The organism is Aliivibrio fischeri (assembly GCA_038993745.2).
GTDB lineage: Bacteria > Pseudomonadota > Gammaproteobacteria > Enterobacterales > Vibrionaceae > Aliivibrio > Aliivibrio fischeri_B.
The window spans coordinates 1,976,656-1,997,824 of the sequence record CP160629.1; the positions used below are offsets into that span (position 1 = coordinate 1,976,656).

Below are 21,169 nucleotides of genomic sequence, written 5' to 3' on the forward strand. Positions count from 1 at the left end.
TAGCTTAATTTCAGTAAAACTAAGCTATCTTGTCTCTATAAATAAAAATAATGCCAGCGATTAGGCTGGCATTATCGTATTTCTATATTGTACCTAAATTATGCGTTTTCTTCTGCTTTATATTCATCACGCAGTTCACGACGCAAAATCTTACCTACGTTTGTTTTTGGTAGATCATCTCTGAACTCAACAATACGAGGGATTTTGTAACCAGTAAGGTGTTTACGACAGTGTGCCACTAACTCATCTTTAGTCAGGCTAGGGTCGCGTTTAACTACACAAATGCGAACCACTTCACCTGAAGTTGGATGCGGTTTACCAACTGCTGCCACTTCTAGAACTTTTCCATGAAGCGCTACAACATCTTCAATTTCATTTGGATAAACGTTAAAGCCAGATACTAAAATCATGTCTTTTTTACGGTCAACAATATGTAAGAAACCTTCATCGTCAAATTTAACGATATCACCAGTACTCACCCAACCGTCTTCACAAATCATATCTTTTGTTGCTTCTGCACGGTTCCAGTAACCTTTCATTACTTGTGGTCCACGAACTTGAAGCTCACCAACTTGATCGTTAGTTAGTACGTTACCTTCATCATCAATCATACGAACTTCTGTTGATGGTACAGGTAGACCAATTGAACCATTGTATGACGTTAAATCATGTGGGTATGCCGCTACCAGTGGTGAACACTCAGTTAAACCGTAGCCTTCTAATAAGTAACAACCTGTGTGTTGTTGCCATTTTTCTGCAACAGCACGTTGCACAGCCATACCACCACCAACAGCCAGACGTAAATTACTAAAGTCTAACTCATGGAAATCTTCATTATTTACTAATGCATTGAATAATGTATTTACACCAGTAATCGCCGTGAATGGGTACTTTTGAAGCTCTTTAATGAAACCTGGGATATCACGAGGGTTAGTGATAAGCAGGTTACGACCACCCATTTCAATAAACAGTAAACAGTTAACCGTTAACGCAAATACATGATAAAGAGGAAGTGCAGTAACAATCAGTTCACGGCCTTCAGTCAATACAGGGCCATAAGCGCCTTTTGCTTGCATTACGTTTGCGATCATATTGCGGTGAGTTAGCATCGCGCCTTTTGCAACGCCCGTAGTACCACCAGTGTATTGTAGGAAGGCTAAGTCTTCACTTTCAATAAATGGCTTAATGTACTGCATTCTACGACCTTTACGCAGAGCATTACGCATAGATGTCGCATGTGGAAGATCGTATTTTGGTACCATCTTCTTCACGTACTTAACAACGAAGTTAACGATAGTGCCTTTCGCTCGAGGAAGTTGCTCACCTAAATTCGTTAAAATAACGTGTTTAACAGGTGTGTTATCAACCACTTCTTCTAGCGTACTAGCGAAGTTTGAAACGATAACAATAGCAGCTGCGCCTGAATCATTCAGTTGATGCTCTAATTCACGTGGTGTGTAAAGTGGGTTAACGTTCACCGCAACCATACCGGCACGAAGTACACCAAATAATGCAATTGGGTATTGCAGTAAGTTTGGCATCATTAACGCAACACGATCACCTTTTTTAAGCTTCAGTTCATTTTGTAAGTAAGCTGCAAAAGCACGGCTACGCTCTTCTAGCTTACGGAATGTCATTACTGAGCCCATATTAATGAATGCTGGTTGATCGGCATATTTATGAACCGACTTTTCAAACATGTCCACTAATGAGGTGTATTCATCTGGGTTAATTTCTGCTGGTACGTCTTTTGGGTAACGTGAAAGCCAAACTTTATCCACGCTTTTCTCCTATTCTTATATGTGACTTATTGCTAGTACGACAATAACTCTATGACAGTGATCACTATCACTTTTGTGGTGTAGACTATTTACTCTACAATTTTAGTCAACTATTTTTATTCACAATTATTCATTCGATGTTTTTTTAAACAAGAATGAGGGCTTTTTTTAAAGATGTGAAGTATTTATGTAGTAATAGTGTTAATTAATGTGGTTAAGTGCTCACTTATTAAATTTGGGTTTTCCAAATGACAATGGTGACCACCTTTAATGTGATAACAGGTAAAATCCGCAATAAATTTATATCTGTGTTCTTTCTGTTTTAAATGACCATAGCCATTCTGCCCAACTACGGCAAACACTGGACATTCAATTTTATCCAATAGTGCTAAAGCGTGTGTTTCCGACATTCGATATAAAGAATCACACTTTACTTTCGCATCTGTGGTCCATTGAACATATTCAGATTCTACTCTTAATGAACGTAAAACCATCGGCTCAATAAGAGACTGAGGTAACTGATTAACTTTAGCTCTTAACTCTAAAGCCGATTGAGCGTCTTTTAATCTTCTTTGCGGTTTATTTCGGTAACGCTGACGACTTAATATACCTTGACGCAATCTATCTGTTATTTGGCTCTCATCTTCACTCAAAGGCCCTAGTGCTTCTATCATCATTAGAGCTGATACTTTCTCTGGAAAAGCAGCACAATAAGCACTAGCAATTAAGCCACCTAAAGAATGTCCAACCAAAATAACGGATTGTTGATTTAAATGTAGGATAACTTGGTGAAGATCATCAATATAATCAAAAAAGTGATAAAAATTATCCCCACCTTTATGAGAGGACAATCCATGCCCAAACCAGTCAAACGCAATCAAATGGTGGGTTGGATTCGTCTTTGCGTACGATTCCATTGTGGTAAGAAACGTCGCCGCATTATCTTGCCAACCATGTAAAAACAGAATCGTTTGATCGACCTGTTCAGGTTTAACTTCAAGTAAGGCTATTTCACCATGGTAAAGAGGCAGTGATCTTTCGTGAAACAATGACATCAGCGTTTACTTCACTTCCTGTACCACTTTGCCACGACGGGTTTCAAGGTGACTTCTTTGATGAAAACAACGAGCACCAGCGCATGGCATATAGTCCATATCCAAATCATTAGTCACTACATACTCTTGTATTTGCCATAGATGAATGGCCGATGCTTGAATGACTGGAAAAGGATAAACAAATTCACCTACGTTGGCCTGCTCAATACCATCAGCCTGACCAATCACCGTAATTAATCGCCCTTTAGCGTAAGTAACAGGATCAATAAATCCATTTACATACACAACAAAACGACCATTAGGTTCTTCGGAAATATCTGGCTTTCCAACAGAAGAAATTGGAAGGTTTACAATTTCAATTCGAGTTTGATCCGACAAGTTATCAAGGCGAGCAATCACACCACCTAATCGTACTTCCACTTTTTCCCCAGCATTTGCAGCATCAGAGAAAGCATTATATTCAACCAGAGTCGTTGCTTGAGTTGATTTAAGTTCTTGAGGAAGAGAGCTACACCCTACAAGTAATAATACAGAAAGAAAATAAATAACTTGTTTCATATTGAACCTCTCACGATTGAAGTCATACCAATTAACATAAGATCTGAGTTACATAAAGGTATGGGCTAGCGTTATATATAGAGATCGACACCGACTAATTGAGCAAGTTCCTCTCTTCGCTTTTGAAGCATGACTTCCATATATTCTTCCATGGCATGACGATTACGCCCTTCAGGTAAGTCATATTGAACACGAGAGTTCGCATATTCAGATGCATTCAGTTGTTTAACTTGTGTCGTTACAGCAGTCGCCACTTTTGATGGCTGCGCAACTAGAGATTTACTTCCAGTCGCCTTTTTAACTTGGCTCTTTTTTCCTACTGCTTGCTGTTTTTGTATCAGCGCAGGCGGCAACCCTTGAATCGATACCATAATGACCTTTTGAATAAACAACTAAGCGAGGTTTTCACTCCTCGCTTGGATATTAAAACCTATTCGCGTCCCGGTAATTTTTTCCACGTCACCGTATCACGAACATAAACAGGACTTGATTCTTCTGCAGGAAGTGCTAATCCTTGTTCAAATTTTTGCTGTGCAAGTAATGCCATATCTTCAGCATCAGGATAAAGCACATCAGAAGCTTTACACTCTAGAGGCAATGTTGCCAATGCTTCTGTATATGCGTCCCAGCCCGTACCAACCGTTAACCATTCACCTGATTGTTCTGGTAAATACGTTGATAATGCCTCTGGTGCAGACACAGTTTCAGCAACGTCATAAGTCCAAGTACCATCTTGATTACGCTGGTACATACCAAAGTACACTTCGCCCATGCGCGCATCAATTGAGGCTGCAACTTGAGTAGCACCATGTAATCGGTAACCCGCTTGTGCCATTGCTTCTAATGTTGAAATGCCTACCATAGGTAAATCGGCACCAAACGCTAAACCTTGAGCAATACCAATACCAATACGTACACCAGTAAAACTACCAGGTCCTTGGCCAAATGCTAATGCATCTAAATCTTGTAAGCGCACACCCGCTTCTTTTAATACTTCATCCACAAAAGGAAGAATTTTAATGGTGTGTTCACGCGGTGCCACTGCACGTCGAGAATAGACTTTTCCGTCAACAATTAGTGCGACAGAACAGTTTTCAGTGGCGGTATCAACCGCTAAAATTTTTGCGCTCATTAATGCCTCAATTTTCTAAAATGGCTTTTTGTTCTACTTGTTCTATTTCTGTCTGATTCGTTTGTGCTAAAAATTCAGACACTTTCTTCAAATCTCGTGTTCTTGGTATTGGTGGCAAACTTTGTAAAAAAGTCGAGCCATAAGGACGAGTCACTAAACGATTGTCACAAATCACCAATACCCCTTTATCTTTGGTGTCTCGAATAAGACGCCCAACACCCTGCTTTAAAGTTATCACTGCATCAGGGATCTGCACTTGAGAAAAGGCATCCCCACCGCTTAATTGACAATCTTCAATACGCGCTTTTAATAGCGGATCGTCAGGTGCCGTAAAAGGTAATTTATCAATGATAACACAGCTTAAGGCATCACCTCTAACATCAATACCTTCCCAGAAAGCTCCAGTTGCAACCAACAATGCATTACCCAATTCCATAAACTCTGTAAGTAACTTTTGCTTAGTGGTTTCACCTTGAACTAATACTGGTAAATCAAGTGTTTGCCTAAAGAGTTCAGCTAAATCTCTCATCATTTGATGTGATGTACATAAAAAGAAACAGCGACCTTGGTTTTGCTTAATAACGGGTTCCAGTAATTCAACCAACTTAGGAGCAACACCATAGCTATTTGGCTCAGGTAAAAATCGAGGTACGCACAATAAAGCCTGAGATTGATAATCAAACGGACTTGGTAGTGAAAACTGTTTTGTCGGCTCTAACCCCAAACGTTGCGTAAAATGCGAGAAATCATCATTAACCGCTAACGTTGCCGACGTAAAAATCCACGCCCCCTCTTTTTCTGCCACTTGCTCTTTAAACTTATCAGCAACCGACAATGGTGTTATATGTAAACTAAAATGTCTTGGAGTACATTCATACCAATATGAGTAACCACTTATTGTCGTATCACATACTCGCTCTAAACGATTTTTCAATAACGTGCATCGCTCAAAAGCGGCATCTAATAATTGACTGCGACCTAAGGCCAATTTTAATACATCATAAGCAAGTTCAAAGGCATCATTGATGCGCAAAATTTCACGTTGAACAGCCTGTGATTTTATCGCCTCTCGCCAATTACCTCTAAAACTGGTATCCCCTAAAATAATACGCAAATCCATTGCGGCACCAGCTAAGCGTTCTGCCACTTTTTGCAATTGACGCATATCTCTTGCTTCAGTGCGATAACCTATTTCAATGTCTTTTGCTAATTCGGTTAATTGGCGACTGGATAAACTTTGCCCAAAATATTGGCTCGCAATATCAGGTAGCTGATGGGCCTCATCAAAAATAAAAATATCGGCCTCAGGGATTAATTCACCAAATCCCGTTTCTTTAATCGCCAAATCAGCAAGAAATAAGTGATGGTTAACAACCACAACATCCGCATCAAGTGCTTTTTTACGCGCCTTAACAACAAAGCACTCTTCAAAGCTTGGGCACTCTTTACCTAAACAATTATCGTTAGTTGATGTGATAGAAGGAATGATTGGACTATCTTCAGCAATCGCTTCACAGTCACCTAAATCTCCCGTTTTGGTTTCAGAAGACCAGGTTCTCACTTTAACTAATTGCGTCAGTAATTCAGGATCCGCTTGAGGGGTATGACTTTCAATTAATTGGCGATTCAATCGTTCAGGACACAAATAATTTGAGCGACCTTTTAGCAAAGCCACTTGGCCATAAAAACCAAGAGATGACACCATTAAGGGTAAATCACGATGGAAAAGTTGTTCTTGAAGGTTTTTGGATCCAGTACTAATGATGGTTTTTTTACCACTAACCAGAGCAGGCGCAAGATAAGCGAACGTTTTACCCGTACCAGTTCCGGCTTCAACGACTAATTGAGTACCATTTTTAATTGCATCATGAACAGCATGAGCCATATCCAACTGGGGTTGACGAGGTTGAAAACCGGGAATGGCTTTACCTAATGCACCTGATGACGAAAAAATCTTGGCAATCATATCAACCGATATCCATCGTGAATAAAAAAGAGAAAGAGATTATGCCAAGAAACCAGAAGAAACTAAACGGGAAGTTTGTACTGAATCGAAGCTAATTTACCCCTCCTAATAATACTAAATTCACTTAGCGTTTTGATTTGATATGGTAAAAACTCCTTTACGCTCCCTTCTTTTATCGGTAAAAGAATAAGGTGAATAAAATTAATAATTACACTATGTAAGCACGAGAGATAAAATGGAAAAGAAAATACTATTAACGGATTGCCCTGATTCTCGTGGGCTAATAGCAAAAATAACCAACATTTGTTACAAACATCAGCTTAACATTGTTCATAACAATGAATACGTTGATAACGTAACAGGTCAGTTTTTTATGAGAACAGAGCTAGAGGGCATTTTTAATGATGTCACTTTCCTAGCAGATATTGATGAAGCACTCCCATCAGGAAGTCATCGTAAATTGGTGACTGAGCCACGAAAAAAAGTGGTTATTCTCGTCACTAAAGAAGCACACTGTATTGGTGATATTCTAATTAAAGCCTATTCTGGTGCGATGAATATCGATATTGCTGCAGTTGTGGGAAATCACGATGTATTAGGCGGCCTCATTGAAAAGTTCGATATCCCTTTTCACTATGTTTCTCATGAAGGGCTATCACGCGAAGAGCATGAAGAGAAAATGCTTGAAGTGATTAACTCTTATGAACCAGAATACGTTGTATTAGCAAAATATATGCGTGTATTAACACCAAACTTTGTTGCTCAATTCCCTAAAAAAATCATTAACATCCATCACAGTTTCTTACCTGCTTTCATTGGAGCAAAACCTTATCAGCAAGCTTATGATCGCGGTGTAAAAATCATTGGTGCCACCGCACACTTTGTGACGAATGATTTAGATGAAGGTCCAATCATTAAACAAGATGTTATCCCTGTGGATCACAACTTTAGTGCTGAAGATATGGCAATGGCTGGTCGTGACGTAGAGAAATCAGTATTGAGTAAAGCGCTAACAAAAGTATTGAACGATCACGTTTTTGTTTACGGCAATAAAACCGTTATTCTTTAAAGACTGAAATAAGAAACGGCGATCATTATGATCGCCGTTTTTATTTTTAATTCATTGTTATTGAGCCGCAATAAACTCTATTGCGTATTTATTAAATTCTTTTGGTCTATCAATATTACACACATGCCCACATTCAGGGATTTGTAATAGCTGACTGTGTTGGTGTACTGCCACCATCTCTTCCACTGGTTTCATAAACAAATAATCATTTGCACCCATCAAGTAAAGCGTTGGAATCGCTAATTCTTTATCTTTAAAGTAACGCATTAACGGATTCACATCAGCAGCTAATTTAAACCAACGCTTAAACTCTTTTTGGCACAATTTTTTAGCCTCACGAGTGAACACGTGTCGAGATTCTTTTTGGCTTTTTTGCGGCATCACCACATAAGAAAACAACTTATAAAGCCACATATAAGGCATGATATTCTTTGTCATATCGCCCATTTTAATCAAAAACTGAGAGCGAAAATTAAAACGAGTAATCGCTCCAGCTAATACCATTGAGCTCACACGATCTTGTGCTAATTCAGCTAAGTTTCGAATAATAATCGTACCAAGAGACATACCAACAAAGTGCGCAGATTTAATATTAAGATGATCAAGTACATCTAAAATATCCTGACTTACTACTTTAAAAGAATACTGTTTATTGATGAATTCTTTGATTTGGGAGAAATGGTTCGAACGTCCATGACCACGTAAATCAATGAGCAATACATTAAAATTCTTTCTAAAAGCAGAGATTTGCTTAAACCATGTTGTTGAGCTTCCACCCGCACCATGGACAAACACTACCCACTTAGAGCTCGATTCATGCTCATAGGTTCTATGGAATAATAAAGACTCAGACATCCTTTCAACTTCATTCAAAATTTACGTTAACATTGACTATAGCATTTCAAATAGAAGATGAATACTTCACACTGCATTTCCCATCACAGCATTAATATATTCATACAAAAATAATCTAACTATCTGATTATAAAAATCAATAAGAGTGATTACTCTATAGTTATCTATTTTCCCTGCTGCTCTTTTCTAAACTGTTCAGGAGTTACTCCCGTATGTTTACGAAACATCTTAATAAAAGAGGAACCTTGGCTATAGCCTAATTGATATGCAATTTCATTGATTGATATAGCATCTTTTAACAACACCATAGCCTTCGCTAATTTAGCCCTCTGACGCCAATCATTAAAACTCATTTTCAACTCTTTTTGAAAGCGCCTTGCCAAAGTTCTTTCAGTACTAAACACCCGCTTTGCCCATATTTCTAAACTTGAATCATCAGCTGGGTTTTCTTGTAGTTGCATTAAAATAGGCGCTAATAATTTATCATCCGTAAAAGGAAGATAGTTTTCTATTGGATTGGTTTTTGATAAACGCTCTATCAGAACATGACTTAAATATTTATCTTCTGTGCTAAGAACTTCTGTGGTTTGACGCTCAACAAGATCATCTACTATAGCCCTTAATAATGGCGTTAAAGGAAACATACAAGCGCTAGTAGGCAACTTCTGACTCAATTCAAATTCAATATTAATCGCACAATATTCAACATCATTATGATTAAACGCACGATGCAATAAATGCGCTGGCGTCCAAATCGCATAATTGGCAGGACAAAACATTTTTTGCTTATCCACTTCCATTTCAAGTCGCCCTTGCTTAATCAAATGTAACTGACCCCAAGGATGTGAATGCGATAACGTTTCTGTTTTTGCCTCAAGAAAAAAATAATGAAAAAACACATCCGTTGGCAGGCTTTCATCTAATTGAGGCAAGAATTTTTTATCTGTCATGTTCGCTATGTTAGGTGTCCTAAATGGCATACAACTCTGCTCGCTATTGATGTGACAATTCTATCAACTATTTCTGATAGAGGTTTTTATGACTATCTTCTTTCCTATTACAGCCGTATTTATCTGGGCAACGAATGCCGTGATAAGTAAACTCGCAACAGAGGCAATCGAACCTGGTGCTATCGCATTCTATCGCTGGTTTTTTGCTATATTTATCTTGCTGCCTTTTTGTATAAAACCTGTATGGCAACAAAGGCAACAGATTAAAGCTCACTTAGGTAAGTTAACCATACTGGCTTCATTAGGTATGGTGCTAAACCAATGCCTTGCTTACTACGCCGCTCATACAACAAGCGCAACCAACATTGCTGTCTTTTTATCACTGATGCCTTTATTTGGATTATTCCTAGCCGTTCCTTTATTAGGTAATAAACTTAAAAAACAAGCGTTAATTGGCGCTATCATTTCGTTTTCAGGGCTTATTTATATGCTAAGTGAAGGAAACCCAATGAGCTTATTATCAAATGGAATAAAACAAGGTGATGGCTTAATGTTTATCTCAAGTTTGGCTTATGCTTTATATTCCGTTTTACTTAATAAATGGAAACTTCCGTTGGCACCTTGGACTTCCGTTTTTTGCCAAGTCGTTATTGGCGCTGCACTTCAGTTACCTTTATTATTAACAAGTGACTCTTATATGATCAACCATACCGCACTACCTATGGTTCTATTTGCTGCCGCTTTTGCTTCTGTTATTGCACCATGGTGTTGGCTGCAAGGCGTCCAAAGAATTGGATCTTCACAAGCTACGCTATTTATGAATTTAGTGCCTGTATTTACTGTAATAGTCAGCTTTATTTTTCTGGGTAAAGTTCCAACTTGGTATCACTTAATTGGAGGAAGTGCTGTACTTATTGGCTTACTCTTGGCTCAAGTAAAAATCACATCAATGCAAACTGCACTCTCAGAAAAAGTTGTTTAATTTCAGGCAGCACAAGCAATTATCAAAGAATATGCACCTCTAATATAAAGAGGTGCATCACTTTTATTCAGTCAACTCTTTAACCGCAGAAATCAGCGCCATAAGCCCTTTTTCTACTTTTTCTCTTGGACAACCTAAATTCAAACGGACAAAATATTTCCCAACCTCACCATAGGTACTCCCTTGCATTATCGCTACCTTATGTTTCTTAATAAGACACTGATTTAGTTTATTCATATCAATAGAAAGCGAAGAGAGATCAATCCAAGCAAGATAAGTTGCATCTGGAATTTGGTAACCAACGCTCGGTAACTGTTCTGCTAAGGTTTGTGCAACATAATGATGATTTTCATAAAGATAGGTTTTTAATTCGTCTAACCAAGGCGCTCCTTTTTGATACGCCGCCATTAAACCAATAACACCAAGGATCGATGGTGATGATAAGCCATCCACTTGCTTAAGATTAAACAGGTAGTTATCTCGTGCAGATTCTTCTGCAATAAATGCATAAGCTCCATTTAGTGCAGGGATATTAAATGATTTTGATGCTGAACTGACTAACGCCCAACGTTCCCCTGTACCAAAACCCTGCCAAGGCGTATGAGGCTTAAATGAAACATCCATGTGGATCTCATCACTAATCACTGCCACATTATGCTTTTGACACAACGAAGCCATACGAGTTAATTCTGCAGATGTCCAAACCCTTCCCGTTGGATTATGCGGGCTACATAGAAGCAAAATCGTATTATTTGGATCCGCTAACTGTGTTTCAAATTGCTCCCAATTAATCTGATAACCAGAGTCCGTTGCTTCTAACTTATTGGCGACGATTGTACGTCCTAACCCTAAAATCATTTTGTCAAAAGCATCATAAGCAGGAGTATGGATAATCACCCCTTGATTCGGTTGACTCCATTCACGTATTAATTGAGAGACTATATAAATAACGGAAGGGCCATACACTAAATGCTCATCATTAAATTCAGCATCAAAACGGCTCTTAAACCAATAGGTAACCGCATTTTTAAAATCACTGTGATTCCATCGACTATAGCCAAACACAGGGTGATTGATACGAGAGTTTAAGGCTTCAATCACAGCAGGTGGTGCTGCAAAATCCATATCCGAAATAGTAAATGGAAGCAAATCCGCCTCCCCAAATCGGTCCTCAACATAGTCCCATTGAGTGCAGTAACTGCCTTTACGATTAATTTGTTCAGAGAAATTGAACATAGATAAATACTCCCAAAAAACAAACCAGAAATAGAAACAAAAAGAAAAAGCGGAGTTAAATAAACTCCGCAATGAATACCAATCTAAACATAGATTAACAACTGATTTAGATTAGCATCGTACTAAGCTGGCGTTGCCATTAATGATTGAATTTCATTTTTAACCATATGAACTTGAGTACCAATAACCACTTGTAAACTGTGTTCATCAAGCTTCACAACACCAAGAGCACCGTAAGCCTTTAGTTCTGCATCATTTACCAGTCTCATATCAGCAACGGTTAAACGTAAACGTGTAATACAGTTATCAAGTGAAGTAATATTTTCTGCACCACCAAGAGCCGAAAGGATTAACGCCCCTTTCCCGCCTTCAGTCGCTAGAATCGTTTCAGCTTCAGCCGATACAGGAACTTCGTTTGTTTCACGTCCAGGTGTTTTCAAGTTGAACTTAAGAATCGCAAACTTAAATACGAAGTAGTAAATAGTAAACCAAACACCAGCAACAACAGGAACCAAGTACCATTTCGTTGCAGTACCTTGAAGCACACCAAAGACTAAGAAATCAATAATGTTGCCATCAGTATTACCGATAGTGACATCTAACATCCCCATTACCATGAAACCTAAACCCGTTAGCATCGCATGAATAAAGTACAGAACAGGAGCAACAAATAGGAATAAGAATTCAAGAGGTTCGGTGATACCACCAACGACACAAGCCACAACACCAGAGATCAATAATGCTTTAATCTTGCTTCGGTTTTCAACTTTAGAACAGTGGTACATAGCCAGAGCTGCACCAGGAAGACCACCTAAGAAAGCAGGCATCTTACCTTGAGATAAGAAGGCAGTCACAGACGGTGTAAAACCTTGTGTGTCTGGACAAGATAATTCTGAGTAGAAAATATTAAGAGCACCAGATACCGTGTCACCACACACTTCCATCGTGCCGCCAGCTTCAGTGAATCGAATCAGCGCAACTAGAATATGATGAAGACCGATAGGAAGCAGTAAACGTTCACCAGCACCAAATAAGAAAGGTCCGAAATCTCCTGCACCTGCTATCGCATAACCAATACCGTTAATGCCAGCTGCAAAATAAGGCCAAATAAAAGGAACAAGCAGACCAACAACGCCAAGTGTAATTGAAGAGATAATTGGAACAAAACGAGCGCCACCAAAGAAAGCTAACGCATCTGGCATCTTAAATGTGTAGAAACGAGTATGCAGTTTCGCAACAATAATACCAACGATAACAGCACCCAAAATACCCGTATCAATGGATTCTGTACCCAAAATAGAAGTTACACCATATGACTGACGCAGAGCTTCACTATCTAGTGCACCTGTTACGGTTAAATAGAAATTGATTGAAAGGTTAAGCGCGGCGTAACCAACTAAACCTGAAAATGCTGCAACCCCTTTTTCTTCACGAGCTAATCCCATTGGAATCGCAATCGCAAACATCACTGGTAAGTAGATAAAGGCCACTAAACCAATTTTTGTCATCCAGATGAAGATATATTGAAGAATCACATTATCAAAAAAAGGCATTGCCTCTTTTAAGGCTGCACTAGAAAAAGAGCTCCCGATACCAAGAAGAATACCCGAAAAAGCGAGCAAAGCGACAGGAACCATAAAGGTTTTACCTAAGCTCTGTAAGAACTCCCACAGAGTAGTTTTATTAGCTTTTTGTTGCATAGGATTTCTCCATTAAATAAATCAAATAGACAACAGGAGGTAATTCAACAGCTTTAAATTTGTTGAGTACGCTTTCGTATTTATCGACACAATACACATGATAAAGACATGGTAAAACGTTTTACCACTTTTCCTGTGATCACGATCGATATAATTTTTCAATTTATATATAAATGCTATAGAATGGGGAATATAAAGAAGGTTTTGTTAGGTGAAACGTTTTATCAAAGACAACTAAAAGAAGAATCATGATAAATAAAAAAGCAAATATAAAGGATGTCGCTGAACGTGCTGGGGTTTCTGTAACCACGGTTTCGATGGTGCTAAGCGAAAAAGGACGTATATCTTCTGATACGATTGATAAAGTGAATCAAGCCGTACAAGATTTGGGTTATATAAAAAACCGCACAGCCTCTAACCTACGCTCACAAAAGTCGACTTTAATAGGCTTAATCTTACGCGACATCAGTGACCCTTATTATGCTGAAGTTGCCGCTGGAATAAGTGAAGTATTAGAAGAAAAAGGCTATATGCTTTTTCTTGCTCAATCAGGCACAAGCCAAGAAAAATTTGACCAATGTTTAGCAACCATGATTGCTCAAGATATTGGTGGGATCATTTTCTGTCCTATTCGTGATTCAGAGCTCCCTAACCTTGATAAAGTGAAAAACGTAGGCCTTCCCATTGTTTGTGTTGCTCGAGCCAAAATAAATCAACCCATCGATTTTGTTGGTCCTGATAACATGCAAGCAGCTAAAATTGCCACTGAATATCTCATTAAACAAGGACATCGACAAATTGCTTATGTTGGTGGACAAAGTGACTCTTTAAGTCGAGCTGAGCGTTTAGGCGGCTATTGCAGCACCCTAATGCAGTTTGGCTTGCCATTTAAATCTGAATGGGTTGTTGAGTGCGACAAAAACCAAACTGCATCGGCAGAAGCGGTAAGTCAATTAATTAATAAAAACCCTAAGATTACTGCGATTCTTTGTCACTATTCATCGACAGCTTTTGGTGCAGTATACGGCGTAAATCGAGCTAATCGCAGTGTAGGTAAAGATAACTACATTGGCCAACAAGTTGCTATTATTGGATTTGATGATGTACCTGAGGCTGAACTTATTCAACCATCACTTACTTTTGTATCTTCACCGATACGAGACATTGGTCGCCAAGCAGGTCATCGATTAATAAATCAAATCAATGATAAAGGCAGTGTGCCTCAAAGCTTAATCTTAAGCCCTGAGCTAATTGCTCGTAATTCTGCATAAATAAAAAAGATAACTGAGTTATTAGTGGGAATAATATTAATAACCAAACAAATACATTGATATTAATCTAATAACAAACTAACGTGAAATCTCAACTTCATTTTATTAAGGATAATATATGAACAAGCTGGTTTTAATTATTTTATGTGTGTTACTGCCACCACTTGGGGTTTTCTTTGCCAAAGGTGTAGGTAAAGATCTACTCATCAATATCATATTGACACTTTTATTTTGGATCCCAGGAATGGTCCACGCTCTTTGGGTTACGACTCGATAGCAGAAATAAAAAAGCGAAGCTGATGACGGGCTTCGCTCTTGTTTAAAAATATATTATTGCAAATTAAGCCGCGTTTGATTGCCACTTCTTACGCAGTGCCTTTGCTGCTTTTACCATATTTTCAAGCGCCGCTTCTGTTTCTTTCCAATTTCGAGTTTTCAGACCACAATCTGGATTCACCCATAAACGCTCTACTGGCACTCTTGCTGCTGCCGTTTCAATGAGGTCAACAATCCACTCTTGGCTTGGAATATTCGGGGAGTGGATATCATACACACCCGGTCCAATTTCATTTGGATAGTTGAAGTCTTCAAACGCTTTCAATAACTCCATATTTGAACGAGACGTTTCAATGGTAATCACATCTGCATCTAGGGCTGCCACCGATTCAATAATTTCATTAAACTCGCTATAACACATATGAGTATGAATTTGTGTTTCCGATTTAGCACTTGCCGCTGAAATCTTAAAGGCCTCAACTGCCCAATCTAAATACGCTTTTTGATCGCTCTTTTTAATTGGTAGTCCTTCACGAATAGCTGGCTCATCAATTTGAATAATATTAATGCCCGCTTGCTGAAGATCTGAAACCTCATCACGCAATACCAAAGCTAACTGCTGTGCGATTTCTTTACGTGTAATGTCTTCACGTGGGAACGTCCATCCAAGAATAGTGACAGGCCCTGTTAGCATTCCTTTCATTTGTTTGGTTGTTAACGACTGAGCGTATTGTGTCCAGCTCACTGTAATAGGTGCTTCACGTTCAATATCAGCCACTACAATTGCCGGTTTTACACAACGAGAGCCATAACTTTGTACCCAGCCAAATCGTGTTGCTTGAAATCCATTTAGATTTTCCGCAAAGTATTCAACCATGTCATTACGCTCTGCCTCACCATGCACGAGTACATCCAAATCTAAACGTTCTTGACGCTCTACTGCATCAGCAATATGCCCTTTCATTGCAGTAACATAATCTTGCTCGTTCAATTTACCTGTACGGTAGGCACTGCGTTGTTGACGAATATCAGAGGTTTGTGGGAATGAACCAATTGTTGTTGTTGGTAATAATGGTAAGCCCAACTTTTCAGCTTGATGCTGTGCTCGAACAGAATACGCTTCTGCACGCTCTGCTAATGCTGGCGTAATAGCAGCTAAACGTTGCTGTACTGCTGGCTTATTAATATGCTCCGCACTCTCACGCTCACGCAGTGGTTGACTGTATTGATGACATGCTAAAATCGCATTTTGATTACCATCTAAAGCATCAGCTAGCAGCGTCACCTCTCTTAATTTTTGCTTAGCAAACGCAAACCATTGCAGCGTTTCTTTTGATAGTTCCGTCTCTTGTTCTAAATCGACTGGACTATGTAGCAATGAACATGAACTTGCGATCCATAATTTATCACCCAACGCTTCTTTTACTGGTTGCAGCCTTTCATGCAAACGTTCTAAATCGGCACGCCATACATTACGGCCATTAACGGCACCAACGGATAATACCCACTCTTTTGGTAACGCACTCACAATCGCATCTAACTGGTCAGGGGCCGCAGAAACATCAATATGTAAACCATTTACTGCAAGTTTTGTAATTTTATCTAAATGATGCTCTACGCCATCAAAATAGGTGGTTAAGAGTAATTTCACATCACTTTGAATCACTTGATAAGCTAATTTAAAAGAATCCGCCCATGCTTTTGGTAATTCTAATGCGAGAATTGGCTCATCAATTTGAACCCATTCAACACCTAACGCACTAAGCTTAGAGAAAATAGCTTGATAAGCGGTCAATAGACGAGGCAATAATGATAAACGATCAAACCCTTGTTCAACCTCTTCATCATTCACTTCTTTACCTAACCAAAGGTAGCTAAGTGGGCCTAATAAAACAGGCTTAACATTATGTCCTTGCTTTTGTGCCTCTGCAATCTCATCAAAAAGTTGTGACCAACTGACATTAAATTTATCGTTTTTAGAAAATTCCGGCACGATGTAGTGATAATTGGTATTAAACCACTTGGTCATATCCGATGCGGCTTCACCACAACCACAGCTGTTTTGAGATTGACCACGCCCTACTTTAAATAACGTATCTAAATCAGGGAAACCGTTATTATGACGAGCTGGCACATGTCCTAAGAGTAAACTTGTGGTTAATACATGATCGTACCAAGCAAAATCACCTGCAGTCACAAAATCCAGTCCTGAAGCGGATTGATCTTTCCAGTGACGTTGGCGTAATTCACTGCCTACAGCCAATAGTTCTTTCTGTTCTATCTCACCGCGCCAATATTTTTCCTGAGCAAATTTTAATTCTCTCTGAGCACCAACGCGCGGATAACCTAAAATATGAGTTACTGTCTTTGTCTTCGATTCTGTCGTCATTTGTCTAATTCCTTTAGCCGTTTGGATGGCTAAACAATGACGTTTTTTTTCTCACTGTACAATTTCTAATCTTTCACTTTGATTATGAATTATATTCAACTAAACCAAATTTCATTTAAATCGATTAACTTCATTTAGCCGTCTAGATGTTTACTTTGTTGTCTTTTCACTTTACTGTGAAGATAATTAAACTTACTCAAACGGAACTTGAGGATCAGTAATGATTGAATTAAAACATCTAAAAACCTTAACTACGCTGCGTGATACGGGATCGTTAACCGCAACAGCAAACGCACTTCATCTCACTCAATCGGCGTTATCGCATCAACTTAAAGATTTTGAAACACGTTTAGGCAGCAGCGTATTTTTACGAAAAACACGCCCAGTAAAGTTCACCTCTGAAGGTGAGATCCTATTAAAACTCGCCGATGATCTTTTACCTAAGTTAGCAAAAGCGGAATACGAAATTGCCAGTTTGAAAGAAGATCTACATGGAAGATTACACATGGCGATTGAATGCCACTCCTGCTTTCAATGGCTAATGCCAGCAATTAAAGAATATCAAATCAGTTGGCCTGAAGTGGAATTAGATTTCTCATCGGGTTTTGGGTTTGAGCCTTTACCTGCTTTGGTTAATGGTGATTTAGATCTTGTTATTACCTCTGATATTCAGCCACGCAGTGAAGTGCATTATGAACCTCTCTTTGATTTTGAAATGCGCTTAATCATGGCAACCAATCACCCACTTGCTAATAAAGACAGCATTGAACCAAAAGACTTATTAGATCAAACCATGTTGACTTATCCGGTACAAAAGCAACGATTGGATGTCGTTAAGCATTTCTTATCACCGAATCATGTAGAGCCAGCAAAATGGAAACAAGCCGAAAACACATTGATGTTAGTACAAATGGTATCAGCAGGTTTAGGAGTAGCAGCTCTACCAAATTGGGCTATCAGTGAGTTTTCACGACAAGGACTAATTGAGAGTAAACCGTTAGGGAAAGGATTGTGGCGAAGATTGTTCGCTGCCGTTAGAGACAGCGAACATGATAAAAAATATTTACAAGCATTTTTCTCTACTGCGAAACAGCAGAGCCAGAGTCATTTAGTTGGGATTAAAATGACTTAAATTGATTTGTTAATGGGTCATATTGGTAACCCAAACTACTGAGCTTGTCTTGAACTCCTTGTGTATCAAGCTCATACATGCTGGATAACTCTTCTAGACTGTGGCATTCCAAGCGCAATTTTTCATTTATGATGCCGAGTAGAATTCCACTTTCTAGGCCATGTGCATTGCTTAAATCCAATCTATACCCTCCATGTTGCTTAAGAGACAAACTTAGAGTAGACCAATTTTCGAACAGAATGTTTGCTCTATCTCACAAAAAACAACTGAAACTGATAATAACCAGAAATAGCCATAATAACGTTCGCTATTAGCAAAAATTGCCACTTGATCGCCTGTTGTTTAAATAAGTGATAAGTCCAAAAACCAATACTTAATAGCATCAAACCTAAAGCAATCGCTAACTTCACTGCCATACGATCTAGAAAGATCTCATGAACACTTAATGTTTGGCAAAGTAAAATCACAGCCATAATGATACCGCCAACGATACCACTAATTGGTAAAATCTTATGGAAGGCTTGCAGACGAGTACGAGCAAGAGTTAAGAGCAAATGAGCAAGTAGAGCACCAAAAATAAATGGACCAATCAACGCATAAAATAATTGAGTAAAGGAACCTGAACCAAGCGCTAAATTAACAAAACTTGCTGCTGCAAAACCATTGGCCAATGCCAAAACAATTAATGGTCCTTTATCTCGTGTTTTACCCGTTTTTACACTTAAATAAAAGCCAGTAATTGCGATTGCAGGAATAAAATTCATTGCAAATATCGGCGCGTAAGTCATACCAAAACCAGCAATCGCACACCAACCTAAAATTAGTGCAGGCAACCACTTATGTACGCGACCACGTTGACCTGGGCAAATATCCCCTTTATGCAAAATGATGGTCAAAATAATTTGAGCACCAAGCAAAGCAGGAATAAGGATATATTGCATAGTTTGAAATAACATAATGAAGTTCTATTTACGGAATTTGAATCAGGCTAGTATAAACGCTATTTTCCCTTCGTCTAGTCACGGTTAAAAAACAACCTATTCTTATTAAGATCTCAAAAATACCTTGCTTAATTTCAAGTTCTTATCCTTTTTTAACAATAAAAATAACAATTATTCATCGCGCTATTAACAGAATTGTTTTTTGTTTGTTTTAGATCATATAGATGCAAAGTATCAGATGTGCCACAGATAAAACTTAGGTAAATTTGTGTGATGAAATGTGTAAGAAGATGTTTGTAAATTATACAATTTTTGAATATTTGAAATTTAATAGAGGGAAATTCCATGTTGGAGTTATTAATTGGTTTAGTAATCACCATATTTGTTGGTTACTTTATCGTAAAAGGATATAAAGCTGCAGGCGTATTACTGACAGCGGGTTTAGCACTGCTAATTATTGCAGGTCTTTTAGGCCATTCAGTTCTTCCTGCAAAAGTAACGGCTACAGGTAGCCTACTAACAGATGCGCTTGAGTATGTAAAATACATGCTTCAATACCGTGGCGGCGGCTTAGGTATGCAAATCATGCTACTTTGTGGTTTTGCCTCTTACATGACTCACATCGGTGCAAACAATGTGGTTGTTAAGCAATTTTCAAAACCACTGGCATTCATTAAGTCACCTTACATTCTATTAGTTGCTGCTTATATCGTAGCATGTCTAATGTCTCTTGCTGTAAGTTCAGCTACGGGCCTTGGTGTTCTATTAATGGCAACCCTATTCCCGATGATGACGGCAATGGGTATCTCACGCCCTGCAGCGGTTGCAGTGTGTGCATCACCAGCAGCAATCATTCTTTCACCTACATCAGGTGACGTCATTGTTGCTGCAGAGAAATCAGGTTTACCTCTTCATGTTTTCGCCGTTGAAACCGTACTTCCTGTATCAATTTGTGCAATCATCGTTATGGCAGCAGCCGCGTTCTTCTGGAATAAATACCTTGATAAGAAAGAAAACACACCAATGGAGAAAGTCGATATTTCTGCAATGGAGGTGAACGCACCATCTTACTATGCGATTCTTCCTTTCTTACCAATCGTAGGTGTTTTCCTGTTTAACGGCGAGACAATCCCTGGTCTATCTTTAGATATTTACACTATCGTTGTTGGTTCTATCTTTATTGGTGCGTTAGTTAACTTTACGACTAATAAACTGAACGGTAAAAAAACATTAGAAGATTTAGAATCTTGTTATGAAGGTATGGCTGATGCATTTAAAGGCGTAGTTATGCTATTAGTTGCTGCGGGTGTATTTGCTCAAGGCCTAATGTCTGTTGGTGCAATTGATAACCTACTTCACTTAGCTGATAAAGCGGGTGCGGGTGGTATGGCTCTAATGCTTCTACTAACCGGTTTAACCGTTGCGGCTGCTATCGCAACAGGTTCTGGTAATGCGCCTTTCTACGCATTTGTAGAGCTTGCTCCTCAGCTTGCTGGTAAAATGGGTCTTAGCCCAGCATTCCTTATCATTCCAATGCTGCAAGCATCTAACCTTGGTCGTACTATTTCACCAGTATCTGGCGTTATCGTTGCGACATCTGGTATGGCAAAAATCAGCCCATTTGAAGTGGTAAAACGTACATCTGTTCCAGTTATCTGTGGCTTAATTACAGTAATCATCGGTACTATGGTTCTTGTTCCAATGTACACGTAATACGTTAAATCGATAACTTATTGAAACGCCAGTAATTCAACGTTACTGGCGTTTTTTATCTTTAAGAATAAATAGGCTGGTAGGCATTTTCCTTACAAACAATTTACCTAATGCTCACGCAAATCTTATAAATTAACGATACATTTAGCTTATCAATATTTAT

The 21,169-nt window shown here is 38.8% G+C and carries 19 protein-coding genes; 6 read left to right on the forward strand and 13 right to left on the reverse strand.

Annotated elements, in window-relative coordinates; all coding sequences use genetic code 11:
- Positions 1 to 98: 98 nt before the first annotated feature.
- The 6 genes from fadD to AAFX60_009605 all read right to left on the reverse strand — a co-directional run bounded on the left by fadD (position 99) and on the right by AAFX60_009605 (position 6,492).
- Positions 99 to 1,781, reverse strand: a complete 1,683-nt coding sequence (fadD, locus tag AAFX60_009580) for a long-chain-fatty-acid--CoA ligase FadD (GenBank protein ID XDF76977.1) — start codon at positions 1,779 to 1,781, stop codon at positions 99 to 101.
- A 185-nt stretch (positions 1,782 to 1,966) separates the two neighbouring features.
- Positions 1,967 to 2,836, reverse strand: coding sequence for an alpha/beta hydrolase (locus AAFX60_009585; protein ID XDF76978.1), 870 nt, complete (start codon positions 2,834 to 2,836; stop codon positions 1,967 to 1,969).
- A 6-nt stretch (positions 2,837 to 2,842) separates the two neighbouring features.
- On the reverse strand, positions 2,843 to 3,394 hold the full coding sequence (locus tag AAFX60_009590) for a Slp family lipoprotein (protein ID XDF76979.1): 552 nt from the start codon (positions 3,392 to 3,394) through the stop codon (positions 2,843 to 2,845).
- Positions 3,395 to 3,465: 71 nt separating this feature from the next.
- Positions 3,466 to 3,765, reverse strand: a complete 300-nt coding sequence (locus AAFX60_009595; protein ID XDF76980.1) for a chromosome partitioning protein ParA — start codon at positions 3,763 to 3,765, stop codon at positions 3,466 to 3,468.
- 59 nt (positions 3,766 to 3,824) lie between these two features.
- Entirely contained in the window at positions 3,825 to 4,526 is a 702-nt protein-coding gene (gene tsaB / locus AAFX60_009600; protein ID XDF76981.1) for a tRNA (adenosine(37)-N6)-threonylcarbamoyltransferase complex dimerization subunit type 1 TsaB, read from the reverse strand.
- A 7-nt stretch (positions 4,527 to 4,533) separates the two neighbouring features.
- Positions 4,534 to 6,492, reverse strand: coding sequence for an ATP-dependent DNA helicase (locus AAFX60_009605; protein XDF76982.1), 1,959 nt, complete (start codon positions 6,490 to 6,492; stop codon positions 4,534 to 4,536).
- Positions 6,493 to 6,727: 235 nt separating this feature from the next.
- Between AAFX60_009605 and purU the strand changes: the two genes are divergently transcribed.
- The gene (purU, locus tag AAFX60_009610; protein XDF76983.1) at positions 6,728 to 7,561 is read left to right on the forward strand and encodes a formyltetrahydrofolate deformylase; all 834 of its coding nucleotides are present in this window, start codon (positions 6,728 to 6,730) and stop codon (positions 7,559 to 7,561) included.
- Positions 7,562 to 7,618: 57 nt separating this feature from the next.
- On the opposite strand, the gene AAFX60_009615 is transcribed toward purU, so the two are convergent.
- Complete coding sequence (locus tag AAFX60_009615) at positions 7,619 to 8,416, reverse strand: alpha/beta hydrolase (GenBank protein XDF76984.1); 798 nt, start codon at positions 8,414 to 8,416, stop codon at positions 7,619 to 7,621.
- 164 nt (positions 8,417 to 8,580) lie between these two features.
- The gene (locus AAFX60_009620; GenBank protein ID XDF76985.1) at positions 8,581 to 9,366 is read right to left on the reverse strand and encodes a helix-turn-helix transcriptional regulator; all 786 of its coding nucleotides are present in this window, start codon (positions 9,364 to 9,366) and stop codon (positions 8,581 to 8,583) included.
- 88 nt (positions 9,367 to 9,454) lie between these two features.
- Here AAFX60_009620 and AAFX60_009625 point away from each other — a divergent pair, with 88 nt between their 5' ends.
- Positions 9,455 to 10,348, forward strand: coding sequence for a DMT family transporter (locus tag AAFX60_009625; GenBank protein XDF76986.1), 894 nt, complete (start codon positions 9,455 to 9,457; stop codon positions 10,346 to 10,348).
- 63 nt (positions 10,349 to 10,411) lie between these two features.
- Here the strand turns inward: AAFX60_009625 and AAFX60_009630 are convergent, their stop codons facing one another.
- Both AAFX60_009630 and malX read right to left on the reverse strand, forming a co-directional pair.
- Positions 10,412 to 11,584: a MalY/PatB family protein gene (locus tag AAFX60_009630; protein XDF76987.1), complete on the reverse strand. Its 1,173-nt coding sequence runs from the start codon at positions 11,582 to 11,584 to the stop codon at positions 10,412 to 10,414.
- Between the two features lie 122 nt (positions 11,585 to 11,706).
- Positions 11,707 to 13,284, reverse strand: a complete 1,578-nt coding sequence (gene malX, locus AAFX60_009635; GenBank protein XDF76988.1) for a maltose/glucose-specific PTS transporter subunit IIBC — start codon at positions 13,282 to 13,284, stop codon at positions 11,707 to 11,709.
- A 248-nt stretch (positions 13,285 to 13,532) separates the two neighbouring features.
- Between malX and AAFX60_009640 the strand changes: the two genes are divergently transcribed.
- Together AAFX60_009640 and AAFX60_009645 are read left to right on the forward strand one after the other, a co-directional pair.
- Positions 13,533 to 14,555 (forward strand): Mal regulon transcriptional regulator MalI, encoded by a 1,023-nt coding sequence (locus tag AAFX60_009640; GenBank protein XDF76989.1) that lies wholly within the window; start codon positions 13,533 to 13,535, stop codon positions 14,553 to 14,555.
- 118 nt (positions 14,556 to 14,673) lie between these two features.
- Positions 14,674 to 14,832 carry a YqaE/Pmp3 family membrane protein gene (locus AAFX60_009645; GenBank protein XDF76990.1) on the forward strand — a complete coding sequence of 53 codons (159 nt, stop codon included), beginning with the start codon at positions 14,674 to 14,676 and terminating at the stop codon, positions 14,830 to 14,832.
- A gap of 63 nt (positions 14,833 to 14,895) precedes the next feature.
- Here the strand turns inward: AAFX60_009645 and metE are convergent, their stop codons facing one another.
- Entirely contained in the window at positions 14,896 to 17,220 is a 2,325-nt protein-coding gene (metE, locus tag AAFX60_009650) for a 5-methyltetrahydropteroyltriglutamate--homocysteine S-methyltransferase (protein XDF76991.1), read from the reverse strand.
- Positions 17,221 to 17,440: 220 nt separating this feature from the next.
- On the opposite strand from metE, the gene AAFX60_009655 reads away from it, so the two are divergent.
- Positions 17,441 to 18,352, forward strand: coding sequence for a LysR substrate-binding domain-containing protein (locus AAFX60_009655; GenBank protein ID XDF76992.1), 912 nt, complete (start codon positions 17,441 to 17,443; stop codon positions 18,350 to 18,352).
- On the opposite strand, the gene AAFX60_009660 is transcribed toward AAFX60_009655, so the two are convergent.
- A complete protein-coding gene (locus tag AAFX60_009660) occupies positions 18,339 to 18,533 on the reverse strand; it encodes a DUF4250 domain-containing protein (protein XDF76993.1) in 195 nt (64 codons plus the stop codon). The genes AAFX60_009655 and AAFX60_009660 overlap by 14 nt on opposite strands.
- 67 nt (positions 18,534 to 18,600) lie before the next feature.
- Entirely contained in the window at positions 18,601 to 19,308 is a 708-nt protein-coding gene (locus AAFX60_009665) for a hypothetical protein (protein ID XDF76994.1), read from the reverse strand.
- A 330-nt stretch (positions 19,309 to 19,638) separates the two neighbouring features.
- Between AAFX60_009665 and dcuC the strand changes: the two genes are divergently transcribed.
- The gene (dcuC, locus tag AAFX60_009670) at positions 19,639 to 21,006 is read left to right on the forward strand and encodes an anaerobic C4-dicarboxylate transporter DcuC (protein XDF76995.1); all 1,368 of its coding nucleotides are present in this window, start codon (positions 19,639 to 19,641) and stop codon (positions 21,004 to 21,006) included.
- Positions 21,007 to 21,169 lie beyond the last annotated feature (163 nt).

Bases quoted from the DNA above. Each gene is read 5' to 3' on its own strand.
- AAFX60_009585 (XDF76978.1), bottom strand. From the start codon at position 2,836: ATGTCATTGTTTCACGAAAGATCACTGCCTCTTTACCATGGTGAAATA.
- AAFX60_009590 (XDF76979.1), bottom strand. From the start codon at position 3,394: ATGAAACAAGTTATTTATTTTCTTTCTGTATTATTACTTGTAGGGTGT.
- AAFX60_009595 (XDF76980.1), bottom strand. From the start codon at position 3,765: ATGGTATCGATTCAAGGGTTGCCGCCTGCGCTGATACAAAAACAGCAA.
- tsaB (XDF76981.1), bottom strand. From the start codon at position 4,526: ATGAGCGCAAAAATTTTAGCGGTTGATACCGCCACTGAAAACTGTTCT.
- AAFX60_009605 (XDF76982.1), bottom strand. From the start codon at position 6,492: ATGATTGCCAAGATTTTTTCGTCATCAGGTGCATTAGGTAAAGCCATT.
- purU (XDF76983.1), top strand. From the start codon at position 6,728: ATGGAAAAGAAAATACTATTAACGGATTGCCCTGATTCTCGTGGGCTA.
- AAFX60_009615 (XDF76984.1), bottom strand. From the start codon at position 8,416: ATGTCTGAGTCTTTATTATTCCATAGAACCTATGAGCATGAATCGAGC.
- AAFX60_009620 (XDF76985.1), bottom strand. From the start codon at position 9,366: ATGACAGATAAAAAATTCTTGCCTCAATTAGATGAAAGCCTGCCAACG.
- AAFX60_009625 (XDF76986.1), top strand. From the start codon at position 9,455: ATGACTATCTTCTTTCCTATTACAGCCGTATTTATCTGGGCAACGAAT.
- AAFX60_009630 (XDF76987.1), bottom strand. From the start codon at position 11,584: ATGTTCAATTTCTCTGAACAAATTAATCGTAAAGGCAGTTACTGCACT.
- malX (XDF76988.1), bottom strand. From the start codon at position 13,284: ATGCAACAAAAAGCTAATAAAACTACTCTGTGGGAGTTCTTACAGAGC.
- AAFX60_009640 (XDF76989.1), top strand. From the start codon at position 13,533: ATGATAAATAAAAAAGCAAATATAAAGGATGTCGCTGAACGTGCTGGG.
- AAFX60_009645 (XDF76990.1), top strand. From the start codon at position 14,674: ATGAACAAGCTGGTTTTAATTATTTTATGTGTGTTACTGCCACCACTT.
- metE (XDF76991.1), bottom strand. From the start codon at position 17,220: ATGACGACAGAATCGAAGACAAAGACAGTAACTCATATTTTAGGTTAT.
- AAFX60_009655 (XDF76992.1), top strand. From the start codon at position 17,441: ATGATTGAATTAAAACATCTAAAAACCTTAACTACGCTGCGTGATACG.
- AAFX60_009665 (XDF76994.1), bottom strand. From the start codon at position 19,308: ATGTTATTTCAAACTATGCAATATATCCTTATTCCTGCTTTGCTTGGT.
- dcuC (XDF76995.1), top strand. From the start codon at position 19,639: ATGTTGGAGTTATTAATTGGTTTAGTAATCACCATATTTGTTGGTTAC.